This window comes from uncultured Dialister sp., assembly GCF_937959425.1.
Lineage (GTDB): Bacteria > Bacillota > Negativicutes > Veillonellales > Dialisteraceae > Dialister.
The window spans coordinates 31412-43549 of sequence record NZ_CALGPS010000112.1 but is presented as its reverse complement, the minus strand read 5'-3'; the positions used below and the strand labels follow the sequence as shown (position 1 = coordinate 43549).

Sequence of the window (12138 nt, the reverse complement as noted above, 5' to 3'; positions counted from 1 at the left end):
TTAGAATAATCTTAACTTGACAGAAAAAATTTACACAAAGGACTTGACAGACCCTTGGTGGCTGACGTCACCACCTTCGCCACGGTGTGAAGTGTGTCACACGATTCTCAGGTCGCTAACGCTCCCCTACAGCACGGCTATCACCGACTCACCGGATTCTCAGGTCGCTCCCGCTCCCCTACGAATCCGGTTCGCTGGTGTGACTCGTGTTCCCTTGCCACCCTGCAAGCGGTGGGACAACAACCCGTGCTTAATGTAGAGCCACTTATGAGCGAAATGTTATACGGAGCTTTATTGTCCCCTGTGCACATCCTGCATAGGATGTGCAAGTCGGGCAAAGTAAGGCGCCTAGCCTGCCCATAAAAGCGCTTTCCTTTTGTCGCCCGACCGATACAGCGGGGGAAAGGTGGTGCCGTAAGGCACCAAAGGGGGAAAAGCCGCTGCGAAGACCCTGCATAGGGTCTTCGCAGCGGCTAACTCACCACCATGTTAGCATGATTTATGCAGCATAAAGGAAATCCCGTAACGCAGGCTCCTTTCTCAGAAAGGAGCTGGGCGGAGCCCTGATGATAGATCTTTTTCCAGCAAAGGCGGCTATTCATGGAAGAGTCATATTAGGCCCCTGCGGGGCCTCGGCGTTTCTACGAAAATCCGCTATTTTCCGTCGCCTGCGGCGACACCTTCGGTCGGGCATTAAGGTGTTCGCTTTGTGGGCAGGCTATGCTCACATATTAGCCCGACTCAGAAGCCCTCTGCAGGGCTTCTGTCTTCCAAAGGAAGAAGGCTTTGGCTTTCCGTCATGCAGCACCTGTGACACAAGATGGAAGAACGTAACGCTGACTTTATAATTCATAGCCGCCGCAGGCGGCTATCCACAATCCTCGGCGGCGAAGCCGCCGTCAAACCTGAGGACCCTCCGGCCAAAGGCCGGTCAATCTTAAGAACTTTTTCACTCACAACCTTCGGCCCCGAGGGTTCGCCCCCTTTGGTGCTGACGCACCACCTTTCCCCAAAGGGAAGCATGTCACTGGATTCTCAGTCGCCTACGGCTCCCTACGAATCCAGTTCCTTTGCCACCCCGCTGAAGCGGGGGCACAATAAATGGGGGGAGGGAACCCTCTGAACCCCCTCCATGGCCTCCACCATCCTCCACCCCAGGTGGGGGATTTTTTCGTGGTGGGAAATCCCAAAATCTCTCTTTTCCACCGTCCGAAGATTTCCATTTCCTTTATAATCCTCAAATTTCCCTGTATTTATCGCACTTTCCGGAGCTGCTGCATTCCCGTTTCCTTCGCACCAAACAAACTTTTTTCGTTGTAAGCAAGTGGGGATATGTGGTAGAATGTGGGTAAATGTGGAGGAGGTGGAAGGATTATGTTCATGAATGAGTATTCTCATACCATTGACAGCAAGGGACGCATGATCCTTCCGGCCAAGTTCCGGGAGGAGCTGGGCAGCAGTTTCGTGCTGGCTCCGGGACTGGATACCTGTCTCTGCATTTACCCCAGGGAAAGGTGGGATGCCCTCATTGCGAGGCTCCAGAAGCTGCCTTTCACGAACCATAAGGTGAGAAAGATTATGCGTCATCTTATCGGCAGGGGGACTGAGATGGAATGTGACAAGCAGGGGAGGATTCTGATTCCCCAGCATCTGCGCGCCTTTGCACAGCTGAAGAAGGAGGCCTGCATTGTAGGTACGGGGCCTATTATAGAGATCTGGGATCCGGTCCTTCTGGATGCTGATGAAAACGGCGATGAATCTATGGCGGATATTGCGGATTCTCTGGATCTGCCGCTGAATTTTGATTTGTAAGGGGAGGGTTTCATGGAATTTCATCATACTACCGTTCTTCTTCATGAAATGATTGATTCTGTGCTTACTGATCCCCATGGCATTTATGTGGACTGCACCCTTGGCGGCGGCGGTCATTCTCTGGCTCTTTCGGAAAAGCTGGCAGATGACGGTCTCGTAATCGGCGTGGATCAGGACCAGGAGGCCATTGATGCGGCTTCTGAAAGGCTGAAGGGGACGGCGTGCCGTCATCTTTTTGTCCGTGATAATTTTTCCCATATATCGGATATTCTTTCTTCTCTATCTATTGAGAAGGTGGACGGGTTTATTTTTGATCTGGGCGTTTCTTCCCATCAGCTGGATGACGGGGAGAGGGGATTTTCCTATATGAATAACGGGAAGCTGGATATGCGTATGGATCAGCGGAATCCTCTCACTGCCTATGAAATCGTGAATACCTATGATGAGGATGATTTGACCCGCATCATCAGAGAGTACGGCGAGGAGCGGTGGGCGAAGCGGATTGCCCGCTTTATTGTGGATTTCCGGAAGGATAAGCCCATTGAGACCACCGATGAACTGGTGCATGTAATCAAGGCGGCTATTCCCGCCAATGCCAGAAGGAACGGGCCCCATCCGGCAAAGCGTACTTTTCAGGCAATCCGGATAGAGGTAAACAATGAGCTGGGCATCCTGAAGGATACGATGGAGGCCTGTGTGAACCATTTGAAACCGGGCGGCAGGCTGGGGGTTATTACATTCCAGTCTCTGGAGGACCGGATTATCAAGAATGCTTTCCGTGAAATGGAAAGGGACTGCATCTGTCCGCCGGATCTTCCGGTTTGCATGTGCCATCATCACAGGACGGTGAAGAGTCTGGGGAAGGCCAGAAAGCCTTCGGAAAAAGAAGTGGAGGAAAATCCAAGGGCCCGGAGCGCGGTGCTCCGGGTGGTGGAGAGAGTATAGGAAACGGAAATTTCCCATGCCATAGTGTGAATAGAATGGGGAGAGATGTTGTATGTTTTCGCAGAATGTACAGATGATGGATTATGTGTCATCCATGCCGCAGGGGATTGCCATCCCCCGGGAAAGAGCAAAAGAAGAGGCGTCTTCCGGAAGCCTGATTCATCATGTCGTTCTGGGGATTGTTATGATTCTGCTGCCCTTTATGGCGGCTACTATTCTCCATGGTTTTAATGTGCAGGCGGAGTACAATATGCAGCAGGTGCGGGCGGAAGTTATGAGCCTTGAAAAGGAAAATTCCGTGCTGAAGCTGGAGGTTTCCAGGCTGGATGCGCCGGTTCGGATCCAAAAGATTGCAGAAACGAAGCTGGGCATGCGCCTTCCTTCAAGGAATGTATATGGCGGCATGGAAGGGACCCGGCAAGGGACCAAGTCCCCTAAGGCTTCATCAGCTTCTTCTCCGAAAACAGTGAGATGATCCTGGTTTCCGGGAGACGAAGGCTGCTGTTGGATCTGTATCAGATAACTGCTTAAAAATTGAATTAAAATTATAAAAAACAGCGGCCTTTTTTAAGGGCCGCTATTGTACTTACCGGGGTTTTAAGCTATCATAAATAATGACGCTTAATTGAAATTGATTCAGAGGTGATCATTTTGAAAACATTAAAAGAATTGATCCGCATGACTCCTGTGGAAAGAGTGACAGGCAATGCAGACATTGAAATTAAAGATGTAACGGCTGATTCCCGCATGGTGGTGGAAGGCGGATTATTCATCTGCCTCTCCGGCGCCCATGTGGACGGCCATGATTTTGTGAAGGCTGCTGTGGAAAAGGGTGCTTCTGCCATTGTAGCTTCCAGGGAAGTGGATGTACCGTCTTCTGTGGCTGTGGTGTATGTAAAGGACACCCGGAAGGCCATGGAGGATATGGTACCCTTTTTCTTTGATTATCCTACCCGTAAAATGCGCATGATTGCCCTTACCGGTACTAACGGCAAGACTACCACCACCCATGTGGCGGCTCATATCCTGCATCACGCAGGACACAAGACCGGCGTCATCGGCACCATTCATGCCTTAATCGGCGATAAGGAAATCCCCACCCACAATACGACTCCCGACGTTATTGATTTGGACCGCATTCTTTCGCAGATGGCAAAGGAAGGCGTGGAATATGTGTGCATGGAAGTTTCCTCCCATTCCCTGGTGCTGGGAAGGGTGGCAGGCTGTGAATTCGATGATGCGGTTTTCACAAACCTCACTGAAGACCATCTGGATTTCCACAAGACCATGGATAATTATGCAAAGGCCAAGGCCATTCTTTTCCATATGGTTTCTTCCAAAGGACAGACGAAGAAGGGCAAGTCCGCCTGGGTGAATATGGACGACCCCTATGCCCATGTGATGGAGGAGGCAGTGGATGACAGAAATATCTGCGCTCTTCATACCTACAGCATGATTCATCCGTCGGCAGACCTCTATGCCCATGATATTCACTTCACCGGCAAATCTTCCGCTTTCAAGGTAACCTATGAAGGAAAGGATTATGACTTTGAAACGAAGCTGGCAGGCCGCTTCAATGTGTACAACACCCTGGGCGCCGTAGGCGCTTCCCTGTCGGAAGGGGTCCCCATGGATACCATTGTGGAAGCTATGAAGGATTTCAGAAGCGTGCCCGGCCGTTTTGAGCTGATTGATGAAGGACAGCCTTTCACGGTGGTGGTGGATTATGCCCATACCCCGGACGGACTGGAAAAGATTCTGACCACTGCCGAGGAAATTACCAAAGGCCGCATTATCGTAGTATTCGGCTGCGGCGGTGACCGGGACCGGATGAAGCGCCCCATTATGGGCCGCATTGCTGCGAGAAATGCAGATATTGCCCTGGTGACCAGCGATAATCCCCGCACGGAAGACCCTGCTTCCATCGTAAAGGAAGTGGCTGCCGGTGTAGAGGAAGTGAAGAAGGAAAAGCCTTCCCTTTCCTATGAAGTGATTGTAGACCGGAGAAGCGCTATCCGCCGGGCCATCGAACTGGCCAAGCCGGGAGACATTGTGCTTATCGCCGGCAAGGGCCATGAAAATTACCAGATCCTGAAAGATAAGACCATTCATTTTGATGACAGGGAAGAAGCCCGAAAGGCACTGAAGGAGAAATAAAATGGCATCATTTACACTGGAGGAAATCGAAAAGGCGGCATCTGCCAGGCTGATCCACCGGGGAAATATTCCCTTTGTGGACGGTGTGAGCACCGATACCCGCACCATCAGGGAGGGGGAGCTTTTTATCGCCCTTACCGGTGAAAATTTCAATGGCCATGCTTTCGTGAAACTGGCAGTGGAGCAAGGCGCAGCGGCTGTCATGATTTCCGATGCGTCCTACGGGGAAGGCCTGGATCCGAAGGTTTCCGTGTTCCTTGTGAAGGATACGAAAAAGGGGCTGGAGGATACAGCCCATTTCCACCGCATGCGCTTTCACGTGCCCGTAATCGGCGTCACCGGCTCTAACGGGAAGACTACCACCAAGGATATGATTACTGCCATCCTGTCCACCCGCTTTCATGTGACTGCCACACAGAAGAATTTCAACAATGAAATCGGCCTTTCCATGACCCTCCTTTCCATGACCGGAGACACGGAGGTCTGCGTGGTGGAAATGGGCATGCGGGGCTTCGGACAGATTAAGGAGCTCTGCGATATTGCTTCTCCCACCATGGGGGTAGTGACTAACGTAGGCACTTCCCATATCGGCATTCTGGGAAGCCAGGACAATATTGCCAAAGCAAAGAAAGAACTGATCGATGCCCTTCCTGCCGACGGCACAGCCATCTTGAACGGTGATGATGAAAGGGTCAGCGCCATGGGGAAAGGCTTTGCAGGCCGGGTCATCCGCTACGGTCTCCATGGCCGGTATACGGTCAGGGGCAGCGATGTGCACTATGAAGAGGAAGATACAAGATATACCTGCACCTGCTTTGATGAAGCATTCAAGGTGAAACTTCATCTTCTGGGGGTGCATAATGTGTATGATGCACTGGCTGCCACGGCGGCCTGCCGGGTGCTGGGCGTGGATACAGGGAAAATCCAGCGGGCTCTCAGCGATTTCCGACCCGCCGGACAGCGGCAGACTGTGGAAATCATTGACGGCATCACCGTTCTGGATGATTCCTACAATGCCAACCCCCTTTCCATGGAGATGGCTTTCCGTTCTGCGAAACAGATGGCAGGCAGGCACTATTTCCTTGTGCTGGGGGATATGGGCGAACTGGGCCGTTTTGAGGAAAAGCTCCATTATGAAACAGGCCTTACGGCAGCGAAAATCGGTTTTGACGGCCTTATCACCGTAGGTCCTCTTTCCCGTTTCCTTGCCAAAGGAGCGGAAGAGGGGGGCATCAAGGCAGTCCATACCTGCGATACCTGCGAGGAAGCGGCGGAAAGGCTGAAGAAAATGGCAGGCCCCGGCGATGTGGTGCTTGTGAAAGGTTCCCATTATATGCATATGGAAACGATTCCTGCGATTCTGAGGGGAGCTAAGGGAAAGAATGGAAAGTAATTATTTGATATATCTGGCGGAATCGGCAGTGCTGACTGTGATTCTTGGATTTTTTGCCATTCCGCTTCTTAAAAAATTAAAAGCCCGCCAGTCCATCCGGGAGGAGGGGCCCAAGTCCCACCGCGTGAAGAACGGGACCCCCACCATGGGCGGTCTTTTCATGCTGCTGGCAGCGGTGCTTGTGGTGATTTTCAATAAAATGATTGATCCTTCCGTGCTCTGGCTCCTGTTTCTCACTCTGGGTCATGGGGTGCTGGGCTTTCTTGATGATTTCATCAAGGCAGAGAAAAAAAGAAATCTGGGACTTACGGCAAAACAGAAAATGCTGGGGCAGATCATTCTGGCCGTTCTTTTCTGCTGGGGCGTGGTAGATACTCTTCATCTGCCCTATTCCATTGCCATTCCCTTTACGAATATGGATGTTTCCATCGGACTTCTGTATTATCCCTTCGTGGTTCTTGTCATTGTAGGTGCATCCAATGCGGTAAACCTGACAGACGGCCTTGACGGGCTGGCTTCCGGCTGCTGCGTCATTGCTTTTTCCGCCTATGCGCTGTACTGCTATATGACAGGCTTCAACGATCTGGGATATTTCATCATCATTTTGGCAGGCGCCTGCATCGGCTTCCTTTTCTTCAATTACCATCCCGCCAAGATCTTCATGGGGGACACCGGTTCCCTGGCTCTGGGCGGCGCCATTGCAGGTATTTCCGTCATGACCAGGACGGAGCTTCTTCTTATTTTCCTGGGCATGATTTTCGTACTGGAAGCGCTTTCCGTCATTATCCAGGTGGCTTCTTTCCAGCTCACCGGAAAAAGGGTATTCAAGATGAGCCCTCTTCACCATCATTTTGAGCTCTGCGGATGGAGCGAGGTCCATGTGGTATGGGCTTTCTGGATTTTTGAGGGGATTGCTGCCTGTGTGAGCCTGCTTTTGGCTATTCGGGCCTTATAAGACTATTCATCTCTGTGCTTTTGAATTGTCAGGCTGCTGCCTGATTCCATGGGGAGGTAAATTATGAAAAGTGTATTGATTCTCGGCGCCGGCATCAGCGGTTTGGGAGCTGCCCATGTGCTTCTCCGCCATAATGTGAACGTGCTGATTTCCGATTTAAAAGATTCTATCCATGATAGAAAGGAAAAGGATGCATTAACGGAACTGGGGGCATCCTTCAGATTCGGTCCCCAGTCTCTGGATCTTCTTGACGGCGTGGATACGGTGGTTGTGTCCCCGGTTATCCCAAGGGAGAATCCGGTGGTAGCGGAAGCCTTCAAAAGGCATATTGATGTGATCAGCGAAGTGGAACTGGCGTATCGGGTGACAAAGGCGCCCATTCTGGCCATTACAGGCACCAATGGTAAAACCACCACTACCACTCTCCTTGGGAGCATGGTCAGCAAAAGCGGACGCCCCTTTGCCCTGGCAGGCAATCTGGGCATTTCCCTCAGTCGGGAAGCGGAGCTTGTACCGGCTGACGGTGTGATTGCCGCTGAAGTTTCCAGTTTCCAGCTGGAATTTATTAAGACCTTCAAACCCAGGGCCGCCGTGATTTTAAACATTACGCCGGACCATCTGGAAAGGCACCATACCATGGAAGCCTATGTGGCTGCCAAGGCCAGGATTTTTGAAAATATGGACAAATCGGACTGCCTCCTTCTGAATGCGGAGGATTCCTATACGCCGGAGCTTAAAAAGCAGGCGGAAACCCATACCCATGTATGCCTCCTTTCCACCCGCCACGAAGTGGAAGAGGGCGCCTTCCTTGACGGGGATGTGCTTGTCATCCGCAGACAGGGAAAGGAAATCCCGCTCCTGCATACAGGAGAAATGAAACTCAAAGGCATGCAGAATTATGAAGATGCCCTGGCCGCTTCCTTCCTTGCCTATGAGGGGGGAGTGCCGGTGGATGTCATCATTTCCGTGCTGAAGGATTTCACTTCCCTTCCCAACCGGATTGAATATGTCCGCACTCTTCATGATGTGGAGTATTATAACGATTCCAAGGCTACCAATACGGACGCTGCGGAAAAGGGCATGAGCGCCTTCGGTAAACCGGTGATCCTTATTGCCGGCGGCTATGACAAGGGCACGCCCCTTGAAGAATTTATGGCGGAAGTTAAGAAGCACACAAAGCATCTGATCCTTTTGGGCGCGGCAGCCGACCGTTTTGAAAAGGCGGCGAAAAAAGCAGGAGTTTCTTCTATTCACCGGGTGTCTTCCATGAAGGAAGCGGTTATTACCGGGCAGAAACTGGCTGAAGCAGGGGATATTGTTATCCTTTCTCCGGCCTGCTCTTCCTTTGATATGTACCACAATATGGAAGAACGGGGCATGGATTTCAAACGTATTGTTAAAAGTCTGACCTGACGGGGGAGTTATGAAACGAATTATTCTATCCGGCGGTGGTACCGGCGGGCATATCTATCCCGCCATCACCATTGCCCGTGAAATTTCCAAACTGGAGGATGTGGAGTTCCTCTTTGTGGGCACCCCCAATGGCATGGAGTCCAGAATCGTTCCGAAGGAAGGGTTCAAATTCGCCTCTATTCCCGCCTACGGTTTGAAGCGGTCCTTCACACCGAAGAATCTTGCTATCCTCATGAAAACCGCAGGCAGCCTTTTCAAGGCAAGGTCCATTCTGAAACATTTCAATCCCGATGTGGTCATAGGAACCGGCGGATACGTGTGCGGCCCCATCCTCATGGCGGCGGCCCTCTCCCACATTCCCACCCTTATCCAGGAGCAGAATGTGATTCCCGGAATTACCAATAAAATCCTCTCCCACGTGGTAGATACCATTGCCCTTGGTTACGAGGAGGCCAAAATGCGTTTTCCCCGTCCGGAGAAATGCGTTTATACAGGGAATCCTATCCGCCCCGATATTATCGAGGCAAAGCGGGAGGAAGCCCGCCGTGAGCTGGGCATATCGCCTGACACCTTCATGGTGCTCATCACAGGCGGCAGCCGGGGCGCCCGTTCCATCAACACGGCCATGGAAGGGGTGCACCGTCATTTCAAAGACGACAGTCACCTCTGCCTTTACCATGTTACGGGCACCCTGGAATATGATAAAATAATAGAGGCGGTGCACGCCGACAAAGACGGCAGGGTAGGGAAGGCAGGACGGATCGTGAAGTACGAGTACCATATGCCCCGGGCTCTGGCAGCGGCGGATCTTATTATCTGCCGTGCCGGTGCGGTGAGCTTGGCTGAACTGGCAGCCCGCGGACTGCCGGCCATCCTCATTCCCTATCCCTATGCAGCAGAAGATCACCAGACCTTCAATGCCAGGGTTTTTGTGGCGGCAGGAGCGGCCAAAATGATTGTGGACAAGTATCTCACTGACAAAGAACTGATCCAGGATATTTCCTACCTGAAGGAAACACCGTCCACCCTGCGCAGTATGTCCGATGCTTCCGCAGGACTTGGAAAAATCCATGCCGGCAGGGATATTGCCTGTCTGGCACTTCAGCTTGCTGAAAAAAGGGAGCACAAGTGATGAATCTTAACGAATATACAAATTTTCATTTTATCGGTATCGGCGGCATGGGCATGCGGGCCCTGGCTGAAATCCTGCTGGAAAAGGGATATTCCGTTTCCGGTTCCGATATGGCCAGCTCTCCGGTGCTTGAAAATTTCCGGAAAAGAGGGGCTTCCATTTATATCGGCCATGATGCTTCCCATGTGAAAGGGGAGGGCTGCGTGGTCATTTCATCCGCCATTTCCAAAGATAATCCGGAGCTTGTGGAAGCCGAAAAGAAGGGGCTTCCTGTATTCCACCGGTCCGATGTACTGGCGGCCCTCATTCTTGCCGGAAAGGGTATTTCCGTAGCCGGAGCTCATGGAAAATCCACCACCTCCGGTATGCTGGGACAGATTTTCTACGAAGCAGGCACGGATCCTACCATTGTTCTGGGCGCTGCAGCTGACTACATTCATGGAAACTCCATCTGCGGCAAAGGGGACTATGTCATTGCCGAAGCCGATGAAAGCGATGGCTCCTTCCTGAAATTTAAAAATTACATCACCGTAGTAACCAATGTGGAAGATGACCATCTGGACCATTACGGCAGTGTGGAAAACATCCGCAGCGCCTTTGCGGATTTTGTAAATCATATTTCCTATGATGACGGCGCCGCTTTCCTCTGCCTTGACAGCGAAGGGGTAAGGGCGATTCTTCCGAAGATTCATAAGAAGGTGATTACCTTCGGCCTGGATGAGAAGGCGGATGTGGAGGCCCTTCATCCCCGCTACGAAAACCGGTTCCTCTGCTACGATGCGAAGGTTTTCGGCAAGGTGCTTGGCACGGTACGTCTCCAGGTGCCTGGTCTTCACAACGTGCGGGACTCCCTTGGCGCCCTGGCGGCGGCCCTCTACTGCGGCATCCCTTTTGAAAAGGCGGCTGAGTCCCTGTCCCGCTTCTGCGGCGTGAAGAGACGGTTTGAAACGAAGTACAGAAACGACGACCTCTGGGTCGTGGACGACTACGCCCACCATCCTACGGAAATCAAAGCGACCCTCAAAGCAGCCAGGGAAACGGGAAACCACCGTATTCTCTGCGCTTTCCAGCCTCACCGCTATTCCCGTACCAAACTGCTCAGGGATGAATTCGCAGAAGCCTTTGACGAGGGGGATATCCTTTTCTTTACCGATATTTATGCGGCCAGTGAGGAGAAGATTCCCGGCGTGGACGGTCATACCATCCCGGATGCGGTTAAAGCCCGCCACCCTGAAAAGGATATCCGCTATGTTCCTTCGGTGGATGATGTGGCAGAGGCCATCTATAAGACCCTTCGCAGGGGGGACCTGGTGATTACCATGGGTGCCGGCAGCATTACCGGGGCAGGCGGAAAACTCGTTCAGTTATTAAAAGAAAAGGGAATGCCAAGTGATTAATAAAGAAACGAAAATAGTGGTCCTCATGGGCGGTCCTTCTACGGAAGCGGAAGTTTCCAGAAATACGGGCACTGCCATTGCAGAGGCCCTGGAATCCATCGGTTATACGGTGATTCCTATGGAATATGATCCTCACCATGTGGTGGAAAATCTGAAAAAGGCGGAAGCGGAAGTGGTGTTTATCGCCCTCCATGGCAAGTATGGAGAAGATGGCACTATCCAGAGCGTATTGGAGCTGGCTCGGATCCCCTATACCGGTTCTGGTGTCACTTCCTCCGCTATTACCATGGATAAAATTATGAGCAGCCACCTGTTCAAGCAGGCAGGCCTTCCCATGGCCCATTCCCGTCCTTACTTCCTGAAGGACGGCAGGGATGCGGTCATTTCTTCCATTCTTTCCGAATTTTCCTTTCCGGTGGTGCTGAAACCGGCCTGCGAAGGTTCCACCATCGGTATCGAAATCGTGAAGAATAAAGAAGATCTTCCCGCTGCAGTGGACAGAGTTTTCAAGGTGGAAGGACGTATCCTGGCGGAAGACTATCTGGCAGGCGGCGAATTCACCGTATCCGTGCTTGACGGCAGGGCTCTTCCGGTGATTGAAATCTGTCCCCATTCCGGACAGTATGACTACCACTCCAAGTACACCAAAGGCGCTACGGACTATATTGTGCCTGCTCCCATTTCAAAGGAGCTTTCAGAGGAAATGAGCCGTATTGCGGAAGAAGGCTACCGGATCTGCGAATGCAGCGGCGCCGTGCGCTTTGATTTCAAAACAGACAAAGAGGGACATCCTTTTGTACTGGAAGCCAATTCCATTCCCGGCATGACTTCCACCAGTCTTGTGCCCAAGGCCGCCGCAGCGGATGGTATTTCCTTCCCCAGGCTCTGCGAAATGATACTGATGGAAGCTGGCCTTGATAAAGTCTGACGGGAC

The 12138-nt window shown here is 51.9% G+C and carries 10 protein-coding genes; all 10 read left to right on the top strand.

The window, feature by feature from the left end:
- Positions 1-1374: 1374 nt before the first annotated feature.
- The 10 genes from mraZ to Q0482_RS04965 all read left to right on the top strand — a co-directional run bounded on the left by mraZ (position 1375) and on the right by Q0482_RS04965 (position 12132).
- A complete protein-coding gene (mraZ, locus tag Q0482_RS05010) occupies positions 1375-1812 on the top strand; it encodes a division/cell wall cluster transcriptional repressor MraZ (RefSeq protein ID WP_299144170.1) in 438 nt (145 codons plus the stop codon).
- A 12-nt stretch (positions 1813-1824) separates the two neighbouring features.
- On the top strand, positions 1825-2757 hold the full coding sequence (rsmH, locus tag Q0482_RS05005) for a 16S rRNA (cytosine(1402)-N(4))-methyltransferase RsmH (RefSeq protein WP_299144167.1): 933 nt from the start codon (positions 1825-1827) through the stop codon (positions 2755-2757).
- A gap of 52 nt (positions 2758-2809) precedes the next feature.
- On the top strand, positions 2810-3232 hold the full coding sequence (gene ftsL, locus Q0482_RS05000) for a cell division protein FtsL (RefSeq protein WP_299144164.1): 423 nt from the start codon (positions 2810-2812) through the stop codon (positions 3230-3232).
- A 176-nt stretch (positions 3233-3408) separates the two neighbouring features.
- On the top strand, positions 3409-4914 hold the full coding sequence (locus tag Q0482_RS04995) for a UDP-N-acetylmuramoyl-L-alanyl-D-glutamate--2,6-diaminopimelate ligase (protein WP_299144161.1): 1506 nt from the start codon (positions 3409-3411) through the stop codon (positions 4912-4914).
- A 1-nt stretch (position 4915) separates the two neighbouring features.
- Complete coding sequence (murF, locus tag Q0482_RS04990) at positions 4916-6307, top strand: UDP-N-acetylmuramoyl-tripeptide--D-alanyl-D-alanine ligase (RefSeq protein ID WP_299144158.1); 1392 nt, start codon at positions 4916-4918, stop codon at positions 6305-6307.
- Positions 6297-7262: a phospho-N-acetylmuramoyl-pentapeptide-transferase gene (mraY, locus tag Q0482_RS04985; RefSeq protein ID WP_299144155.1), complete on the top strand. Its 966-nt coding sequence runs from the start codon at positions 6297-6299 to the stop codon at positions 7260-7262. Before murF ends, mraY begins: the two co-directional genes overlap by 11 nt.
- A gap of 63 nt (positions 7263-7325) precedes the next feature.
- Positions 7326-8675, top strand: a complete 1350-nt coding sequence (gene murD, locus Q0482_RS04980) for a UDP-N-acetylmuramoyl-L-alanine--D-glutamate ligase (RefSeq protein WP_299144153.1) — start codon at positions 7326-7328, stop codon at positions 8673-8675.
- 10 nt (positions 8676-8685) lie between these two features.
- Complete coding sequence (murG, locus tag Q0482_RS04975; RefSeq protein ID WP_299144151.1) at positions 8686-9807, top strand: undecaprenyldiphospho-muramoylpentapeptide beta-N-acetylglucosaminyltransferase; 1122 nt, start codon at positions 8686-8688, stop codon at positions 9805-9807.
- Positions 9807-11204 carry a UDP-N-acetylmuramate--L-alanine ligase gene (murC, locus tag Q0482_RS04970; RefSeq protein ID WP_299144148.1) on the top strand — a complete coding sequence of 466 codons (1398 nt, stop codon included), beginning with the start codon at positions 9807-9809 and terminating at the stop codon, positions 11202-11204. Before murG ends, murC begins: the two co-directional genes overlap by 1 nt.
- Positions 11197-12132, top strand: coding sequence for a D-alanine--D-alanine ligase (locus tag Q0482_RS04965; RefSeq protein ID WP_299144145.1), 936 nt, complete (start codon positions 11197-11199; stop codon positions 12130-12132). The genes murC and Q0482_RS04965 overlap by 8 nt, the downstream gene beginning before the upstream one ends.
- The last annotated feature ends 6 nt before the right edge of the window (positions 12133-12138 follow it).